Here is a 17,911-nt window from a genome sequence, read left to right as displayed (position 1 = left end):
GGTCAGTTGCTGCCGTTGTTGAACATCTGCGCATTGCCGGGCTGGTAGCCCGTGCCCGGCGTCAGGAAGCGGCGGCGCTGCTCGCGGCCCTGTTCGGCCGCCGCCGCCCGCTCGGCTTCGGTCAGCGCCTGTGCCCGGCCGTTGGCGGCAACGACGGCGGTGAGATCGGCGAGCTGCTGGGCCTGAAGCGCGAGAAGCTGGTTGCCGGCTTGCGTCGCCTGAAGCGCACCGGTCGCGAACTGACTCGATCCGACCAGCGCCGACATCTGGGTGCTGTTGGTGTCGATATTGCCGACGACGGTGGCCTGCACTCGCATGGCGTCCTGCAAACCGGCGACTGAGTTCTGCCAGCGCGTCTTGGCGTCGGCGATCAGGGTGGCGCTGCTCGCCGAGGTCGAGGCCGTGCCGTAGGTCGTCTGGAAGGCCCGGTCGATGTTCTGGACGTCGTAGGCGATGCTCTGCGCTTGCTTGAGAAGCGCCTGCGTCTTGGCGATCGACTGCTGAAGCTGGCTGAGCGACGAGTACGGCAGGCTCGCCAGATTGCGGGCCTGATTGATCAGCATCGTCGCTTCGTTCTGAAGCTGGGTGATCTGCTGATTAACCTGCTGGAGCGTTCGCGCCGCCGTGAGGACGTTCTGCGCGTAGTTGGTCGGATCGTAGACGATCCACTGCGCGGCGGCCGGCGTGGTGACGATCGGTGACAGCGCCAGCGGCATGGACAGGATGGATGCGGCGACAAACGCCGCACGGGAACGGCGACGGACACGAGGAAGCGTCATGATAGGATCTCCATATTGGTGAGGTCGGGGATGAGGTCGGCGGCCCAGGCGACGCCGCGATGGCGCAGCCAGGCGGCGAAGAAGCCGTCGCGGCCGTGCTCGGCGAGAAGCTGTGCAATCTCGGTCTGGTCGGTCTTCGACGAGGCGGCGCAGAGCGCCAGCGCCACATCGGATAGACCCAGCTCGAACAGCCGGTTGCCGCGTCGCGACTGGCAGTAATAGTCGCGCTTGGGAGTGGCCCGCGCGAGGATCTCGATCTGGCGGTCATTGAGACCGAAGCGGCGATAGATCGCGGTGATCTGCGGCTCGATCGCCCGCTCATTCGGGAGCAGGAGCCGGGTCTGGCAGCTTTCGATGATGGCGGGCGCAATGGCGCTGCCATCAATGTCGGACAGCGATTGGGTAGCAAAGATCACGCTGGCGTTCTTCTTGCGCAGCGTCTTAAGCCATTCGCGGAGTTGGCCGGCAAAACCCTCGTCGTCGAGGGCGAGCCAGCCTTCGTCGATGATGATAAGCGTCGGCGATCCGTCGAGCCGGTCGCCGATGCGGTGAAACAGATAGGCCAGCACGGCGGGCGCGGCCTCGGTGCCGATGAGTCCTTCGGTCTCGAAGGCCTGAACGGTTGCGGAGCCGAGATATTCGGCCTCGGCATCGAGCAAGCGTCCATGGGCACCGCCGACGCAGTAAGGGCGGAGCGCCTGCTTCAGGTCATTGGATTGAAGTAGGACCGCGAGGCCGGTGATGGTTCGTTCGCTGACCGGCGCGCTGGCGAGCGATGTCAGCGCCGTCCAGATGTATTCCTTCACCTCCGGGGTGATGGCGACGCCTTCGCGCGTCAGAATCCCCACGATCCAGTCGGCGGCCCAGGCACGCTCGGGGACATCATGGATGCGGGCCAGCGGCTGGAGCGACACGCTCTCGTCGCTGCCGTCGCTCAGTCCGCCACCGAGATCGTGCCAGTCGCCGCCCATCGCCAGCGCGGCAGCGCGGATACTGCCGCCGAAGTCGAAGGCGAAGACCTGCGCTTTCGGGTAGCGCCTGAACTGAAGCGCCATCAGCGCCAGCAGCACGGATTTGCCGGCGCCGGTCGGGCCGACGACGAGCGTATGGCCGACATCGCCGACGTGAAGGGATAACCGGAACGGGGTCGAGCCTTCGGTCTTGCCGAAGAGCAGTGGGGGCGCTGCAAAATGCTCGTCCCGTTCCGGACCCGCCCACACCGCGCTGAGCGGGATCATGTGGGCGAGGTTCAATGTGCTGACGGGCGGCTGGCGGACATTGGCGTAGACGTGGCTGGGTAGCGAGCCCAGCCAGGCATCGGCCGCATTGATCGTCTCGGCCATTGCCGTGAAATCGCGGCCCTGGACGATTTTTTCCGTCAGTCGCAGCTTCTCGTCGGCGAGACGCGGATCATCGTCCCAGACGGTAACGGTCGCGGTGACATAGGCGATACCGGCATAGTCCGCGCCGAGTTCCTGCAGGGCTATGTCGGCGTCGGCCGCCTTGTTCGATGCATCCGTGTCAACGAGCGCGGACGCCTCGTTGGTCATCACCTCTTTCAGTATGGCGGCGATCGACTTGCGCTTGGCGAACCATTGCCGCCGGATCTTGGTCAGCAGCTTGGTGGCGTCGGTCTTGTCGAGCAGGATGGCGCGGGTGGACCAGCGATAGGGAAAGGCCAGCCGGTTCAGCTCGTCGAGCAGACCGGGCGTGGTCGCGGACGGGAAGCCGACGATGGTCAGCACGCGCAGATGCGTCGAACCCAAGCGCGGCTCCAGCCCGCCGGTGAGCGGCTGGTCGGCGACGAGCGCGTCGAGATACATCGGCGTCTCGGGCACGCGAACGCGGTGCCGGTTGGTCGAAACACAGGAATGCAGGTAGGTCAGCGTCTCGGCATCATCGAGCCAGACGCATTCCGGCATGAAGCCGTCCACCAGTTGCAGCACGCGGTCGGTGCGATCGACGAAGACGGTGAGCATCTCGCAGCCATCGACGCCGGATTGCTCGCGGCCCTCGTACAGCCAGGTCTCGGCCCGTGCCGCGTCCTCGGCGGGCGGTAGATAGGTGAAGGTCAGAAAATAGCTGGATTCATAGTGCGAGCCGGCCTCCTCGAAGTCGGCCTTACGCTCGGCATCGACCAGCGCCGAAGCGGTGTCGGGAAAACGGCTGGCGGGATAGGACGCAGCCTCATGGCGCTGGGCCTCGACGAAGATCGCCCACCCCGATCCCAGGCGGCGGAAGGCATTGTTGAGCCGCCCAGCGACCGCGACCAGTTCGGCGGGCACGGCACTGTCGAGGTCGGGACCGCGGAAGCGCGCGGTGCGCTGGAAGCTGCCGTCCTTGTTGAGGACGACGCCTTCGCCCACGAGTGCGACCCAGGGCAAGAAGTCGGCGAGACGGGTAGCAGTGCGGCGATATTCAGCCAGGTTCATCATGGGATCGGCCTCCTCAAACGCCAAGATGGCCGGGGATGCGCAGATGGCGGCGCACCACATCGACGAACATCGGATCGCGCTTCGCCGCCCAGACGGCGGCGAGATGGCCGACCGCCCAGATGGCGAGGCCGACCAGCCAGAGGCGCAGGCCCAGGCCAAGCGCCGCCGCCAGCGTGCCGTTGAGGATGGCGAGGCCACGCGGCGCGCCGCCGAGCAGGATATGCTCGGTCAGCGCCCGGTGGACCGGCACGGAATAACCCGGCACTTCGCCGGCGTTGTCAGGCAGCGAGGCCATCAGACCAGCGCCCCGCCGCCGAACGAGAAGAACGACAGGAAGAAGCTGGACGCGGCAAACGCGATCGACAGGCCGAAAACGATCTGGATCAGCCGGCGGAAGCCGCCGGACGTATCGCCGAAGGCCAGCGCCAGGCCGGTCGAGATGATGACGATCACCGCGATGATCTTGGCGACCGGGCCTTCGATCGACTGGAGGATGGATTGCAGCGGGGCTTCCCACGGCATCGACGAACCGGAGGCGTAGGCGGCGGGCGCCAACATGAGGCTGAGGGAAACGGTGGCGGCGGCCATCGCCATGCGGCGGCAGCCGCGCGAAAGCGTGCGGATCATGCGGGAACTCCTGTGGGGCTGGGGTTGGGGAAGGACTCGATGTCGCTGCCGTCGCTGACGGCAGGCACGACGCGGTAATCGCCGTCGGGACCGAGACCCTCGACGCGGGCGAGTTCGATAAGCCGGCGGGACGATCCGCGCCCGGCGAGGACCGCCACGAGGTCGATGGTCTCGGCGATCAGCGCGCGCGGCACGGTGACGACAGCTTCCTGGATGAGCTGCTCCATCCGCCGCAGCGCGCCGATGGCGCTGCCGGCGTGGATGGTGCCGACGCCGCCGGGATGGCCGGTGCCCCACGCCTTCAACAAGTCGAGCGCTTCCGGGCCGCGCACTTCACCGATCGGGATGCGGTCGGGGCGTAGCCGCAGTGAGGAGCGGACGAGATCGGACAGCGAGGCGACACCATCCTTGGTGCGCATCGCGACGAGGTTGGGTGCTGCGCATTGCAGCTCGCGCGTATCTTCGATGATGATGACGCGATCGGCGGTCTTTGCGACTTCGGCCAAGAGCGCGTTGGTCAGCGTCGTCTTGCCGGTGGACGTGCCGCCGGCGACGAGGATGTTGGCGCGTGACGCGACGGCTGAACGCAACGCCTCGGCCTGCGCCGCCGACATGATCCCGGCGGCGACATAGTCGTCGAGCGAGAACACGGCGACGGCGGGCTTGCGGATCGCGAAGGCAGGCGCGGCCACGACGGGCGGCAATAGCCCCTCGAACCGTTCGCCGGTTTCGGGCAACTCCGCCGAGACGCGGGGTGCGCCAGCGTGAACCTCCGCGCCGACATGATGCGCGACCAGACGCACGATCCGCTCGCCATCGGCGGGCGACAGTCGCTCACCCGTATCGGACAGGCCTTCCGACAGCCGGTCGATCCACAGCCGCCCGTCCGGGTTCAGCATCACTTCGACGACGGTGGGGTCTTCCAGAAATCGCGCAATGGCGGGGCCGAGCGCCGTGCGCAGCATCCGCGCGCCGCGCGTCAAGCTCTCCGAATTCTGCTGCGATACCGCCATCTGATCCCCGATCTAGCCGGGGGCAACACAGATGCTCCCCGGACGGGGATGATTAAAAGAGCCGTAAGTTGGGCCGATTCAACAAGTATCTAGCAGCGTGCGGCTATGGCGAAGAAAAGGCGGAAATCGGCGGGATTGAATATTTGACGGGTGTTTCACTCGACCTGTTTTAGTCGGTTTCAGCGCCGCCATTTCGTGCGGAGTCGATGTCACGCGACAGCTCCTTCAAGAATAGATCGCCGGTCGCGAGCCTGCGGCCGAGCGATTGCAGGAATCCGTCGAACCTCTCTGCGCCCTTTGCGCGAGCCGACGCCTGGGCGCTGTCGGGCAATGGTGGGGTCACGGTCAGCCAGAAGCGGATGAACAGCGAAAGCGTCTCGCCGAGGATGGCGAGATCCTCGTCCAGTCCGTCAACCTGTCGGCCGAGCTTGTCCATGCGCCGGGCGAACACCGCTTCCAGCCGTTCGGAAGCATCGGCCGACAGGAAGGACGCGACGGCCGCTTCGATCACGGCAGACTTGGAGACGTTGCGGCGCAACGCCAGCGCCTCGACCTTCTTCAACAGGTCCGGCTCGAAATAGACATTCATGCGGGTTTTGGTCTGCATGGCGACGACTCCTTACATTTCGATGCCATCGGCGGGGTCCATGGTCGCCTGGCGGGCGACGGACGTGACCTGCTGGCGGATGGTGCGGGCTTTGGCAGCGTCCACGTCCGGCTCGTCGTCGAGCACGTCGAACTCGCCGACTACCGGACGTTCGTCGGGAACGATCTCCTCATGCTCGGGCAGTTCCGGCTCGCGGCGGATACCGGCATTGGCGGGATCGGTGGCAGTGGCGTCGGGCGTCGTCGGTACGGGCGGCGTGGATGATGCGGCAGGTGTCGGTATCCTCAGCGCCGACCATTCATCACCCGATGGCGCTTTCGAAACCTTGGCCCCGGCGGACAGGTCCGGCGGTGGCAGCAACCGCTCCTTGAAACGGGCGTCCTCGTAATAGCGCGCCTTCCTCGCCCGGATCGGCGGCACGCCCGCGACCAGCAGCAGTTCGTCGGTGGGCGGAAGTTGCATCACTTCGCCGGGCGTCAGCAGCGGTCGGGCCGTCTCTTGTCGCGACACCATGAGATGGCCGAGCCAGGGCGACAATCGATGGCCGGCATAGTTGGTGGAATCACGCATCTCGGTCGCGGTGCCCAGCGAGTCCGAAACGCGCTTGGCGGTGCGCTCGTCGTTGGTGGCGAAGGCGACGCGGACATGGCAATTGTCGAGCACCGAATTGTTTGCGCCGTAAGCCTTCTCGATCTGGTTGAGGCTCTGCGCGATCAAGAAACTCTTGATGCCGTAGCCGGCCATGAAGGCCAACGCCGACTCGAAGAAGTCGAGCCGTCCCAGCGCCGGAAACTCGTCCAGCATCAGCAGCAGCCGATGGCGGTTGGCGGCGTTCAATTCCTCGGTCAATCGCCGCCCGACCTGATTGAGGATCAGGCGGATCAGCGGCTTGGTGCGGGCGATGTCGGAGGGCGGCACGACGAGGTAGAGGCTGACGGGCCGCTTGCCCGAGACGAGATCGGCGATGCGCCAGTCGCAGCGCGCCGTCACCTTCGCCACCACGGGATCGCGATAGAGGCCGAGGAAGGACATGGCGGTGGACAGCACGCCGGAGCGCTCGTTGTCGGATTTGTTGAGCAGTTCGCGCGCCGATGAGGCGATGACGGGGTGGACGCCCGCTTCGCCCAAATGTGGCGTGGACATCATGGCGCGCAGCGTCGCCTCCATGGGGCGCTTCGGATCGGAGAGGAAGTTGGCAACGCCGGCCAGCGTCTTGTCGGCTTCGGCATAGAGGACATGCAGGATCACGCCGACCAGCAGCGAATGGCTGGTCTTTTCCCAATGGTTCCGCTTGTCGAGCGCGCCTTCGGGATCGACCAGGATGTCGGCGATGTTCTGGACGTCGCGGACTTCCCAATCGCCGCGCCGCACTTCCAGCAGTGGATTGTAGGCCGAGGACTTCGCGTCGGTCGGGTCGAACAGCAGGACGCGGCCGTGCCTGGCGCGGAACCCCGCCGTCAGACCCCAGTTCTCGCCCTTGATATCATGGACGATCACGCTGCCCGGCCAGGTCAGCAGCGTCGGCACCACGAGGCCGACGCCCTTGCCTGAACGGGTCGGCGCGAAGCACAGCACATGCTCCGGACCGTCATGGCGGAGATAGTCGCGGTCCAATCTGCCAAGCACCACGCCGTCGGGGCCGAGCAGCCCGGCCGCCTTCACCTCCTCGGGAGAGGCCCATCGCGCCGAGCCGTAGGTGGCGACGTTCTTCGCCTCACGCGCCCGGATGATCGATAGGGTGATGGCGACGGCGATGGAGAGAAAGCCGCCCGACGCGGCGATGACCGCCCCTTCGATGAAGATCGCCGGTGCATAGGCATCGTAGGCATACCACCACCAGAAGAAGGCCGGCGGATAGTAGACCGGCCAGCCGCCCAGCTCGAACCATGGCGTCCCGAGTTGCCCTTGGAAGCCGAGCCGCCAAGCCGTCCACTCGGTCGCGCCCCAGATCGTCGCCAGCACGATGGCGACGACGATGGTGATCTGGCCCCAGAGGACACGGCTTCCCGACATACACGCTCCGATCAGCAAAAGAGACGGAGCCGATCAGAGAATAGGCGGTTTCGCGATAGGCAACAGGAAAGAACAGCGAGCGTACTGCCGGATACCATGGCGTAGAAATCGGACGGGTCAGTGCCGCGTGTTGCGGGCTTCCTCGACGGCCTGTTCCAGAATGCGCCGGTAGCCGATCTTCGTCATCCACTGTGCGCGGGCGAGATGGCTTTCCCAGCACGCCTTCGTTCGGTCTCGCTCTGCCAGCGGATCGCGATGCAGGACGATCCTCGCCACCTCCGCCCAGTCCGCACCGTCGGTCTCGGCGTCCAGCAGGCGCAAATAGGTGACGAAATGCGCCTCGTCATAGAGGGTTACGTCCGCCGCCGCCGGGGCCAGGTCATCAACGTCAGGATCGAGTTCGGGTTTGACGCGCATCTGGTCCTCCCTCGGACCCACGGAAACAATAATCCTGAAATGGGATAATCCCAGATCAGGATTATCGGAACTGCTCCCCTTTTTCAATGGAGAGCCGTCCGAATGCAGAAAACCTTGCGCGCGCCCCGCCAACAACTTCTTCAGACGCTTCTCTCGGCAGCACGCAAGGACAGAAATCTGACGCAGGCGGAACTTGCCGAGCGGCTGAACAAGCCGCAGTCCTTCGTCGCCAAGTATGAGAACGGAGAGCGACGGATTGATGTTATCGAGTTCGTAGATATTGCGGCTGCGCTTGAAGTGTCCGCCGCTGAAATACTGTCGCGGATTGAATCGGTCGGTCGCGGGTCATGACAAGCAACTGACGCAGGAGGAATTGGCGGATCGCCCGGGTTTGAGCGCCCGCTACGTCGGGGCGGTCGAACGCGCCGACGTATCCGCCAGCGTCACTGTTGTTGGGTAGATTGCCGAAGCGCATGGTGTTGAGCCTGGAGATTTGCTCAAGGCTTCAGGCGTGCGGGCTTGAGCGACGGGCTTCCTTGGCGAGGTCGAGCAAATCGCGGAGCGCCACGGCGCGGTTGTTCGGCGACCACACCGCCGAGAAGACAGCGGGCTTGTGCTCGTCGATAATCGGCAGGAAGACCACGCCCGGAAATCGGATCTGCGCCGTCGCCTCCGGGACCAGCGTCACACCGTAGCCCTGCTCGACCATCGATATCAGCGTCAGCCGGTCCACGTCGAAGCGTTGGATGGACGGTCGCGGCCAGCGCTCGGCGAGCCGCTGCAGGATGAGGTCGTGAAGCTGCGGGCCTGTTCCGCCGTAGCGGACCAGAAAGGTCTCTGCCGAAAGCTCGACCCAGGCGACGCTTTCTCCGTGGGCAAGCGGATGCGTCGCCGGCAATGCGATCATGGTCTGTTCGGTCCATATCGGCTTTGAATGACAGTCCGGTATGGCCGGCGTTCCCAGCACAAAGGCGACATCGAGATTCCCGTCACGCACCTGCTTCACCGCCTCGCCCACCCTGCGCTCGGCGATCTCCATTTCAACGCCGGGGTAGAGCCCCCGGTAACGGTTCAGGAGATCGGCGAGGAAGCCATTGGAGATCAGGGCGTTGGCGCCGATGCGCAGACGGCCGTGTTCGCCGCGCGCAAGCAGGCCAGCCGTTTTGACCGCATGGTCGAGGTGACCGATGCCGACCGCCACCTGGTCGACAAAATGCCGTCCCGCCTCCGTTAACCGCACGCCGCGCGGTAGGCGTTCGAACAGCAGGATGCCCAGATCCTGCTCCAACAATTTCACGCGGGTGCTGACGCAGGATTGGCTCACGCCGAGCGTATTAGCGGCGTGACGAAAGTTCAAATGCTCTGCAACGGCCAAGGTTTGGATCAACGATGCCAGTGGAATGCGCGAACCCAAAGGTGAACGCGCCTCAGTCAATCGCCGCGGCCTTTGGTCGTTACCTTTGGGTGAGGAAAGTCGACGCATAACTAGGCTGCCTCACTGACACCCGCTAAGACGATCAGAACCAAGTGTTTAGGGCTGCCGGATGCTGGCTAGAAGTTCATGCGGATAGCCCAGTGCGATCTCACTGGCTGCGTCCAGCCGCTTGATGGTTTCGTTATCAAGGCTGATTGATGCCGCACCGAGATTATCCTCTAGCTGTGCTGCGCTTCGCGGTCCGATGATCGGAAAGACGCCTTTGGATATCGCCCATGCTATGGCGATCTGTCCTGGCGATGCTCCAAGCTGCTCGGAAGCTTCCACGAGAATGTCGATGACCTTCGCGCTCAATCCGGCATCGTTATGCGATATCGCTCCCTTGAATGCTGTGGCGCGGCCTTCCTCGCCTTTGCGATATTTGCCGGTCAGAACGCCTCCAGCCAGAGGTGAATAGCCCATCACGGCGAGACCAAATTCATCGGCCATTGGCAGAAGCTCCCGCTCCGGCGTTCGTTGCAGCAGGCTATATTCGAGTTGAACCGCGCCGAGCGGAGCCCATCCCCTCATATCCGCGACGGTCGCAGCTTTCGCGACGCGCCAGGCTGGGGTGTTGGAGAAGCCGCCGAAGATAATCTTTCCAGCCGAAACGAGGTCTTCAAAACCGCGTACCACCTCTTCAATCGGGGTCGCGCCATCGTCCATGTGCGCGAGGTAGATGTCGATCCGATCGGTATTCAGACGCCTAAGGCTGGCTTCGACTGACTGTACCATCGCTTTTCGATGCGACCCTTGCGCGGCGACCGAGGGTTTCTGCGACGCCGTGCGGCTGTATTTGGACGAGATGATGTAGTCGTCCCGGCACGACGAAATAAACTCGCCGATGAGCGTTTCAGATTGCCCAAATTGATAAGCATCCGACGTGTCGATGAAATTGCCTCCGGCGACAACAAAATCGGTCAGAATCGCCTTGGCCTCATCGGGGGGAGATCCATAACCCGAGACGTTTCCGAGCATACCGCATCCGAGGATCAAAGGAGATGCCTTGATGCCGGTCCCTCGGCCGAAATATCTGTACTTCATATCTGCGCTTCCTGTTCCAAGACTCAATAAAGTTGCTTGTTGGCTAGCAGCACGTCGATGTCGCCTGCGAAGACTTCGACTTGGTCTCTGTCGCGGTGCATGCGCCAATGCAGCTCGGCCACATCTTCCGCTGCAACAAGAGGGATGCCGGGCGGAAAATCCGATGCGTTGTCTGCGGCGGTCTTACCGGGAGGCACCACCAGCCCCGCCACGGACACCAGACCGGCGTGTACGCCATTGGCGGCAAGGTCTTTGTTGAGCAGGCGGACATAGTTCAAAAGCGCACCCGCCGCGATGCCGAAGCTCCCGGTGATAGGGGCGGGATGCTGAGCTGATGCCGCTGTAGTGAAGAGAAGGGTTCCGGTTTCCCGCTCCAGCATGGCGGGTAGGACCGCGCGTACTGCAGCAATGGCGCCGAGTACCTGAAGGTTGAGATGGAATTGTTCATTCTCAACATCGGTGTCTCTCGGCAGGCGCATGCTCGCAGGAGACGGGGTTGGTCCGTATTCCAGAACATCAACGGAACCAAAACGCGAGATTACTTCGTCAATAGAGTTTGCCAGAGCGACTCTGTCGAGCACGTCGGTCGGGAATGCCGCCGCCCCCACGCCGATGTCTTTGAGATTGCTGGCATGGCCAGCCAGAGCAGTGGGGTTCCGCGCCAGCAACGCGACATTGAAGCCCTCGCGGCCGAAGCGCTCGGCTACTGCCATTCCTATTCCGGGCCCAGCGCCCACCACGGCAATTGTTTTCGACATCAGGAACTCCTTTCCCGGTTTATTTAACCCGACGATGTGATATGAATGAAATGATATGTTTTCAGAGTTGGTGTGAATGATATGCAGTTCATGGCTCTGGACCTGAATCTTCTCCGAGTCTTCGTGGTCTTGATGGATGAGGGGAATGCTACGCGCGCGGGCGAGCGCCTGAACCTCAGCCCCTCGGCAGTCAGCCACGCACTCAGCCGCCTTCGCGACCGGTTGGGTGATCCTCTGTTCATTCGAGGCAGCGCGAGCCTGCGTCCGACACCGCGAGCGCTGGAAATGGCGCCGCTGGTGCGCCGCGCAATGGAGGACCTGGAGCGGGCTGTGTCCTTTACGCCCTTTGATCCAGCCACATCGGGACGTGAGTTCGTCGTCGTCGCTAGCGCCTATGGCTGCTCCGTTCTGTTGCCCAAAGTCGCCGCAGCATTGCGCGAAGCATCTCCGGGATCGAAGCTACGCATCAGAGCGCCGGGGCCCGGGCTGGCCGAAGCGCTCGATCAAGGCATGGTCGATGTCGTGGTCTGCGCATACGAGGAAGTTCCACCACGCTTTACGTATGACGCGCTTTTCGAAGAGACCGCCGTCTGGGTGGTTCGGGGAAAACACCCCGCAGCTAAGCAAGGACTTTCGATCGGAAAGCTGTCGATGCTTTCCCGCATTGCTGTCTCGGCGCTGGACCCGTGGAACGGCGAGGACTCCACCCTCGATGGTTCAGGCCTTAAGCGTCCGGTAGGCTGGAGCGAGGTCTACATGCAGGGACTGGAGACTATGCCCGCGCCGTCGCTTTGGGCTCCGGATGTGCATACCGCGCGGGAAATCGTACTGGAGACGGACATGACGGCATTGCTGCCGCGACGTCTGGTCGCCAGCGCGCTTCGGGCAGGTCAGCTTGTGGAGGCTAAGACCGCCTATATTCCACCAGCCGTTCGCATCGGCGCGATCACCGCTAAGGCTGGAGCGAACACACCAGCCCAGTGGTTGAAGCAGTTGATGGTTTCGTCGTCTGAAGCAGAGCGTGATTGACGCACACTCGGCCGGCAATGCCTCGGTGCCGCCTCTACAGGCCCAATCCCCTCGGCCGCCCCAATTGCCACGATACTGACCCGCCCTGCACGATGCCCGTCACCTCTTTGCCGAGTTGGCGGTCGATCACCGGCCGCCACGGCACAAGCGTAAACTCGCGGCTCTTCTCGACGATGGCGAACTTTCCGCTGGTGAGCTGGACCGTCCCGGTGAAGGTGCCGTTGACCGTCTCACTGTCGCCAGCCGCCCGGAACGGCATCGGCTTTGTCGCCGCCAACTCCGCCCCGGCGCGGGCGACCTCGCGCGTCTCCAACGTCGATAGAAGATCGCGGCGGTAGAGGACGCGCCCGTTCTGCTGGCGCGTGGCGTCGCCCTGTTCGATCAAGCGATCGCGGCGGCGGTCCATCGCCTGGCTGACCTCCTGTCCAAACCCCGCCGGTGCGATTTCGGACGGACCACGCCCGACCAGCCTGCGGTCCAGCCAGGTCGCACCGTCCGCCGTGATCTGCTGTTCCAGATCGAAGGTCGAGAGGACACGGATGTTGAGCTGGCGACCTCGGCCAGCGTCATGGGCGGCGGCGCGCGTCTCGAAGTCCTGCGGGATGCGCCACTGGTCGGCGTCGATGCGCTCGACGACGCCGGCGCGGCGCAACGCCTCCAGCCGACGCACATGGGCATCGACGAACCCATCATAATCGCCACCTGGCACACTGCCGTCGAAGCGGGCCTGCTCCAGATGGCGGCTCGGCCGATAGATGCCATCCTCCGCAATGCCGGCGATGGCGCGGTCAGCCGGGCGGGGACCGGCGTCGCTCGCGCCGATCTCGATGACGCTGCCGATCCGGGCGTCCGCGACCTTCGCCTGATCGACGCCGGAGATGTGATGCGTGCGACCGTCGATGCCATCGATCACCAGTGTCAGCTTCTCGCCCAACTCGTCGGAAAGATGCTTGTCGATCACGCGGCCGACGATCGGCGTCGCAGACGCGGTGTCGTGAATCTGGAAGCTCATTGGATCGCGGTCGTGGCCCTCGGCCCGCATCGCCTTCTGCATGGTGCGCACGATATCGCCGCGCTCGGCCATCTCGCGCAGCGTCGGCTCCAGCCGGTCTCTGAGTTCCCAGACGCCGGGGGACTGTTCGGCGGCGAGACCCATCTTCTCCAGCTTGCCGAGACGGCGAAGGCGAAGCGTCCGATCCTCTTGGCCGCGCAGATCGTCGGGCGCATGGCGCAGATCGAGCGCGCCGCCATCGGCCTCGTTCAGCATCGCCCGGTCGATCCGGGTGAAGCGGTCCTGGTCGATCTCGGCGGTCAGCTTGCGGCGCTGCTCGATCTCGGTGACGGGACCGAGTTCCAGCGTCGCCAGCTCGCTCGCCCGCTCGCGCACGCCGTTGGCAAGATAGTCGCCGTTGATGACCAGATCCTCGCCGAGATCGTCGCGGCCGTTGACGATGACATGGACATGGGGATGGCCGGTGTTGAAGTGGTTGACCGCGACCCAATCGAGCTTGGTCCCGAGGTCGGCTTCGAGCTGGCGCATCAGGTCGCGAGTATGGCCGGTCAGATCTTCGATCTCGGTGGCATCTTCCGGCGAGACGATGAAGCGGAACTGGTGACGGTCGTCCTTGCCGCGATCGAGGAAGGCATCGCCGCCGGCGCGATCCTCGGTGGCCGAGTAGAGCCGGCCGCGCTCGCCGTCGCGCGAGGTGCCGTCGCGCTGGATGTAGCGCAAATGCGCGGCGGCCTTGCCGCTCCTGCCGGCGGCGCGGACGGAGCGCGATTTGACGATGACGCGGCGGCTGCCGGGCTGGCGATGGCTCCAGCCGTTCGACAGGTTGCGGGATCGGACGAAGGCCGCACCGCGCCCGCGCTTGACACCCCGGCCGGACGCGACGTTGCCGTTGCGGCCGGGCTTGCCGGATGCTCCGCCGCCGCCGCGCGAGACCCGCCCGGATGCCGCGCCATGCTGGCGGGCGATCTTCTTGACCTTGGTGAGAAAGCTCTTGGCCTGGCCCGCCTTCGACGCATCGGAGCGGATGCGGCCTGACTTCGGGCGAAAGCGGGTGTCGTCGTCGGTGCTCATGGCCGGCAATCCAGCCAAAAGCGCCGAAGCAGGTCGAGAGTGCCGCCAAAAACGCTGCAAATGTCGGGTTTACCGCGCCTCGCGGCACCATGCAGGCCCGGCGACGGTGCCGCCCCAAACAGTGTGCAGACAAAGACTTGGCCCCCGGATCGGACCCATGGGGTGCCGTCCGCTTTAATCTTGCCCTCCCGCCTCTCTGCCCCTTCTGCCCGTCCTGACCCTGATTCCGCCTGATCCGATCCATACAAGCTGCACACTGGAAAAGACCGCCGGGCACACCCAACCGCCATGCTCATCGCGGTCCTCCCGTTTCTGCGCGGGCCACGAACAGGCCGCCCGACTGCGGCGCGACCGCCGGGACATCGCGCACGGGCGTTGCAGCCGGAGTGTCATTCGACTGCACAGGATCGGCGGACGATGTGCGATCGGCCTGTGCAATGAACAGCGGCGCGCGGGTCCAGGATCGAGGATCGGCCGACACGACGGCGACCGGTCCGGTGATCTCGCCGCCGCCGATCTGCGGGGCGAGCGTGGCGACATAAGCACGGGTCTCGGCGGGTAACGGACGGCCCGCGAGATGCTCTTCGTATCGACCGGGACCGGCATTGTAGGCGGCGAGGAACCCCGGCGATCCGTAGCGGTCATGCAACTCGCGCAGATACGCCGCGCCCGCCAGAATGTTGTCGCGCGGATCATAGGGATCGCCGCCGAGCCGATGCCGGGCGCGCAAATCGGCCCAGGTCGCCGGCATGATCTGCATCAGACCCATCGCGCCCTTGGGCGAGATCGCCCGCACCTCATTGGCGCTTTCGACGCGCATCACGGCCCTGATCCACACCGCCGGAATGCCGAACCGCTGCGCCGCCTCGGCGATATGCGCAGCATATGGATCGGTCTGGGATTGGCGTTGCACCGGCTCGGGCTGCGCCCGACAGGGAAGCGGCATCGCGACGGCGAGCACCCCGGACAGGAGAAGCACCGCCGATCGGACGGGTATCCTGTCTCCGCAACGACGCCAGCCTGCCAGCGTGCTCGCTGCGGTCAAGGGTTCGCGCACAGCGCCGATCTTCGATCGCCCTTGACCTTCGCTGCGCGCGCCGGCCGACAGATCGTCGAGCGGGACGAAGGGATGAGATGGCCTGTTCGCGAACAAAGGGATGGAGCTTTGACGGAAAAACCTTCGCGCGATCTTGACGATATTGCGCATGGGATCACTCCCGCTCGCTGCGTTTGATTGGCCGCGTCCAGTGCAGCGACCAGGCGGCCCCGCCGTCGTCATCGCGGAACAGGTTGGCGCGGATAGGCTGCGGCAAGGCGGGGTCGTCGATCAGCAGTGAGACGTATTCGCCCGCGCGTTCGCCGGTGCGTTTCCAGCCCGCGCCGATCTCCGGACCGTCGTCGGCGCCGTGGTGGATGCGATAGTCTGGCGCGTTCTCGGCATCGGACGGCTCGGCCGGCACGATGGTGAGTTCGCGGTAGAGGGTGAGCGTATGGACGCGCCCGACGAAGCCTGTCGTCTCGCGGGTGAACTGGCCGATCTGCGGCATGGAAGTCTCCTCGATGCTGGGGGTTGGGTGAAAGTCGGCGCGCGCCATGCCCGCCGGAATCGTGGCGGTCAGCGCGTTGCGGCGCGCCAGACGAAGCGGCCGTCGCCGGCTTCGTCGGTGTAGATCGGTGTCGCGCGGCCGATGACGGTGCTGATCGGGATCGGACCGAAATAACGGCCGTCCAGACTGTCATGAACAGCCGGGTTCATCAGGAAGATCTCTTCACCGCCGATGCGGCGGCAGCCGTTCCACACCGGCAGTTCGCGGCCCGAGCGGTCGCGGTCGAGCGCTGCGCCGAGTTCGACGCCATCGACCGTGATGGTGCGGCGGATGCGGCAGACCTCTTGCCTTGGCAGCCCCATCACGCGCTTCAAGAGCGGCACGCCGCGGCCGATATAGCCGCGCTCCACCATGAAATCGGCGAGCGCTTGGGGCGGATCGACCGCGACCAGATCGGTGACGGTCAAGTCGCCGGGCGGATCGATGGCATAGAGGCCGATCGGCGCACTGGCGGAGACGTTCCAGACCAGCCGCGTCGGCGTCGGGATGAAGGACGCGATGGCGACGCCCATGATCGAGAAATACGTCACCATCACATAGCCGAAGCGGGTCATGGCTCCGCCCTCCGGCGTTTGAGGAAGGCCCGGTGCTGCTCGGCGCTGTAGGCGCGCGGTTCGTGATTGGCGGTCAGCCGGTTGTGGACGTGCCGCCAATGGTCGGGCGAAACATCCTCCGGATCGATGCCGATCGCCTGGATGGCGTCGATGTGGCGGAGCACCTGTTCGACCTTCGGCCAGCCGTCGATCTTGAGCAGGATGTCGCCGCCGGGCCGCACGAAGGGCAGCGTCTGATAGGGTTCGTGCGGCTCAACGGCGCGCACGATGTCAATGCGTGAGATGATGGTGCCGAAGTCGTTGGACGCCCAGCGGACGAAGGCGAAAATGGCGCCCGGCCGGAACGCGAAGATGCGCCGCCGGCGGTCGATGATGGTTTCTTCTGCGAGCGGACCGAAGCGAACCCAATGCTCGATCTTTTTCTCGATATGGGTCAGCTCGACATGGGTCAGGCTGTCGGAGGCAAGTGCTGACGGCACGGGGCCGCCGCGCACGCGGGGAGCCGCGTTGCCGGTCATGAGGGGTCTCCTTCGGTGGATGGGAATTCGCGCGCGAGCAGCTCGCGCAGCATGTCGGCGACGGTGACGCCGCGCTGGAAGGCGACGATCTTGATCCGGCCGCGCAGCTCGGGCGTGATGTCGATCGTCAATCGCGCCGTGAACGCAGCGCCGTCGCCCGTGCGGGCCGATGGCGGTTCGCTCGCCTTGACCCAGCTCTCGGGATCAGCCGGGCGTGCCGCGAAGCCGCGTTTCGGGGATCGTTCGCTCATGGTGCGAACCTGCCGATCTCGGCGGCGAGCGCGGCGATCTCGCGCGCGGCCGGACTGTCCCCGTCGATCTCCGAGGCGAGCCGTCCGGATTGCGCGGCATCTGCGAAGACGACGCGCTGGCCGATGGTGGCGGCGAGCAAGGGCGGATCGTGGTCGGCCAGCGTCTCGGCCGTTTCACGGGCGATGACGGTGCGCGCGCCGCATCGATTGAGCACGAAGCGGGCGGCAAGCTCTGGCCGGTAGATGCGCGCCTCCGTGAGGAGCGCCAGCATCTCGGCCGAGGCCCAGCCGTCGAACGGCGACGGCTGCACCGGGATCAGCACAAGGTCGGCGGCGAGCAGCGCCGAGCGCATCAGGCCGGCGACGCGCGGCGGGCCGTCGATGACGACGTGATCGACATCGCGCGCCAGCTCGGGGGCTTCCCGGTGCAGGGTGTCGCGGGCCAGGCCGACGACGCCGAACAGCCGTGGGCAGCCTTCACGCGCCCGCTGCTGCGACCAGTCCAGCGCCGAGCCTTGCGGGTCGGCATCGATCAGCGTGACGCGCCTGCCGGTCCTGGCCCACTCGCCGGCGAGATGCAGGGCCAGCGTCGTCTTGCCGACGCCACCCTTCTGGTTGAGCAGGGCGACGATCATGGCGCGCGCCTCGATCGCCCGGCGGCACCAGCACCATGGGTCGCGCCCGCGCGCGTCAAAAAATAAG

The 17,911-nt window shown here is 65.1% G+C and carries 20 protein-coding genes and 1 pseudogene; 3 read left to right on the top strand and 18 right to left on the bottom strand.

Features of this window, described 5'->3' with window-relative positions:
* Positions 1-2: 2 nt before the first annotated feature.
* From trbJ to V5F48_RS12325, 8 genes are all read right to left on the bottom strand, one after another.
* A complete protein-coding gene (trbJ, locus tag V5F48_RS12360; RefSeq protein ID WP_394258967.1) occupies positions 3-779 on the bottom strand; it encodes a P-type conjugative transfer protein TrbJ in 777 nt (258 codons plus the stop codon).
* Complete coding sequence (gene trbE, locus V5F48_RS12355) at positions 776-3,214, bottom strand: conjugal transfer protein TrbE (protein ID WP_394258966.1); 2,439 nt, start codon at positions 3,212-3,214, stop codon at positions 776-778. Before trbE ends, trbJ begins: the two co-directional genes overlap by 4 nt.
* A 13-nt stretch (positions 3,215-3,227) precedes the next feature.
* On the bottom strand, positions 3,228-3,509 hold the full coding sequence (locus tag V5F48_RS12350) for a VirB3 family type IV secretion system protein (protein WP_237347116.1): 282 nt from the start codon (positions 3,507-3,509) through the stop codon (positions 3,228-3,230).
* A complete protein-coding gene (locus V5F48_RS12345; protein ID WP_237347115.1) occupies positions 3,509-3,841 on the bottom strand; it encodes a TrbC/VirB2 family type IV secretion system protein in 333 nt (110 codons plus the stop codon). The genes V5F48_RS12350 and V5F48_RS12345 overlap by 1 nt, the downstream gene beginning before the upstream one ends.
* Positions 3,838-4,854 (bottom strand): P-type conjugative transfer ATPase TrbB, encoded by a 1,017-nt coding sequence (gene trbB / locus V5F48_RS12340; protein WP_394258965.1) that lies wholly within the window; start codon positions 4,852-4,854, stop codon positions 3,838-3,840. Before trbB ends, V5F48_RS12345 begins: the two co-directional genes overlap by 4 nt.
* A gap of 169 nt (positions 4,855-5,023) precedes the next feature.
* Complete coding sequence (locus tag V5F48_RS12335) at positions 5,024-5,461, bottom strand: ribbon-helix-helix domain-containing protein (RefSeq protein WP_394258964.1); 438 nt, start codon at positions 5,459-5,461, stop codon at positions 5,024-5,026.
* Between the two features lie 12 nt (positions 5,462-5,473).
* Complete coding sequence (locus V5F48_RS12330) at positions 5,474-7,474, bottom strand: conjugal transfer protein TraG (RefSeq protein ID WP_394258963.1); 2,001 nt, start codon at positions 7,472-7,474, stop codon at positions 5,474-5,476.
* Between the two features lie 117 nt (positions 7,475-7,591).
* Positions 7,592-7,891: a DNA -binding domain-containing protein gene (locus V5F48_RS12325; protein WP_394258962.1), complete on the bottom strand. Its 300-nt coding sequence runs from the start codon at positions 7,889-7,891 to the stop codon at positions 7,592-7,594.
* Positions 7,892-7,993: 102 nt separating this feature from the next.
* Here V5F48_RS12325 and V5F48_RS12320 point away from each other — a divergent pair, with 102 nt between their 5' ends.
* Both V5F48_RS12320 and V5F48_RS12315 read left to right on the top strand, forming a co-directional pair.
* On the top strand, positions 7,994-8,242 hold the full coding sequence (locus V5F48_RS12320) for a helix-turn-helix domain-containing protein (protein WP_394258961.1): 249 nt from the start codon (positions 7,994-7,996) through the stop codon (positions 8,240-8,242).
* Positions 8,199-8,348, top strand: a pseudogene (locus tag V5F48_RS12315) (helix-turn-helix domain-containing protein); the annotation flags it as partial. The gene V5F48_RS12320 and the pseudogene V5F48_RS12315, both read left to right, overlap by 44 nt.
* Before the next feature lie 48 nt (positions 8,349-8,396).
* Here V5F48_RS12315 and V5F48_RS12310 read toward each other — a convergent pair.
* The 3 genes from V5F48_RS12310 to V5F48_RS12300 form a co-directional block, all read right to left on the bottom strand.
* Positions 8,397-9,266: a LysR family transcriptional regulator gene (locus V5F48_RS12310; RefSeq protein ID WP_394258960.1), complete on the bottom strand. Its 870-nt coding sequence runs from the start codon at positions 9,264-9,266 to the stop codon at positions 8,397-8,399.
* 156 nt (positions 9,267-9,422) lie between these two features.
* The gene (locus V5F48_RS12305) at positions 9,423-10,409 is read right to left on the bottom strand and encodes an aldo/keto reductase (protein WP_394258959.1); all 987 of its coding nucleotides are present in this window, start codon (positions 10,407-10,409) and stop codon (positions 9,423-9,425) included.
* A 23-nt stretch (positions 10,410-10,432) separates the two neighbouring features.
* Positions 10,433-11,167 carry an SDR family NAD(P)-dependent oxidoreductase gene (locus V5F48_RS12300; RefSeq protein WP_394258958.1) on the bottom strand — a complete coding sequence of 245 codons (735 nt, stop codon included), beginning with the start codon at positions 11,165-11,167 and terminating at the stop codon, positions 10,433-10,435.
* 90 nt (positions 11,168-11,257) lie between these two features.
* Here V5F48_RS12300 and V5F48_RS12295 point away from each other — a divergent pair, with 90 nt between their 5' ends.
* Positions 11,258-12,196 carry a LysR family transcriptional regulator gene (locus tag V5F48_RS12295; RefSeq protein WP_394258957.1) on the top strand — a complete coding sequence of 313 codons (939 nt, stop codon included), beginning with the start codon at positions 11,258-11,260 and terminating at the stop codon, positions 12,194-12,196.
* A 34-nt stretch (positions 12,197-12,230) separates the two neighbouring features.
* Here the strand turns inward: V5F48_RS12295 and V5F48_RS12290 are convergent, their stop codons facing one another.
* The 7 genes from V5F48_RS12290 to parA all read right to left on the bottom strand — a co-directional run bounded on the left by V5F48_RS12290 (position 12,231) and on the right by parA (position 17,844).
* Positions 12,231-13,463, bottom strand: coding sequence for a DUF3363 domain-containing protein (locus tag V5F48_RS12290; protein ID WP_394259083.1), 1,233 nt, complete (start codon positions 13,461-13,463; stop codon positions 12,231-12,233).
* Between the two features lie 1,108 nt (positions 13,464-14,571).
* Positions 14,572-15,486, bottom strand: a complete 915-nt coding sequence (locus V5F48_RS12285; RefSeq protein ID WP_394258956.1) for a lytic transglycosylase domain-containing protein — start codon at positions 15,484-15,486, stop codon at positions 14,572-14,574.
* Positions 15,487-15,490: 4 nt separating this feature from the next.
* On the bottom strand, positions 15,491-15,826 hold the full coding sequence (locus V5F48_RS12280; RefSeq protein WP_394258955.1) for a DUF736 domain-containing protein: 336 nt from the start codon (positions 15,824-15,826) through the stop codon (positions 15,491-15,493).
* 68 nt (positions 15,827-15,894) lie between these two features.
* A complete protein-coding gene (locus V5F48_RS12275) occupies positions 15,895-16,440 on the bottom strand; it encodes a S26 family signal peptidase (protein ID WP_394258954.1) in 546 nt (181 codons plus the stop codon).
* Positions 16,437-16,958 carry a DUF2840 domain-containing protein gene (locus V5F48_RS12270; RefSeq protein ID WP_394258953.1) on the bottom strand — a complete coding sequence of 174 codons (522 nt, stop codon included), beginning with the start codon at positions 16,956-16,958 and terminating at the stop codon, positions 16,437-16,439. Before V5F48_RS12270 ends, V5F48_RS12275 begins: the two co-directional genes overlap by 4 nt.
* Positions 16,955-17,209 carry a hypothetical protein gene (locus tag V5F48_RS12265; protein WP_394258952.1) on the bottom strand — a complete coding sequence of 85 codons (255 nt, stop codon included), beginning with the start codon at positions 17,207-17,209 and terminating at the stop codon, positions 16,955-16,957. The genes V5F48_RS12270 and V5F48_RS12265 overlap by 4 nt, the downstream gene beginning before the upstream one ends.
* Positions 17,206-17,844, bottom strand: coding sequence for a ParA family partition ATPase (gene parA, locus V5F48_RS12260; RefSeq protein WP_394259082.1), 639 nt, complete (start codon positions 17,842-17,844; stop codon positions 17,206-17,208). The genes V5F48_RS12265 and parA overlap by 4 nt, the downstream gene beginning before the upstream one ends.
* Positions 17,845-17,911 lie beyond the last annotated feature (67 nt).

The organism is Xanthobacter autotrophicus ATCC 700552 (assembly GCF_043194565.1).
GTDB lineage: Bacteria > Pseudomonadota > Alphaproteobacteria > Rhizobiales > Xanthobacteraceae > Xanthobacter > Xanthobacter autotrophicus_F.
The sequence above is the reverse complement of the archived record's forward strand: the minus strand, read 5'-3'. Positions and strand labels throughout refer to the sequence as shown.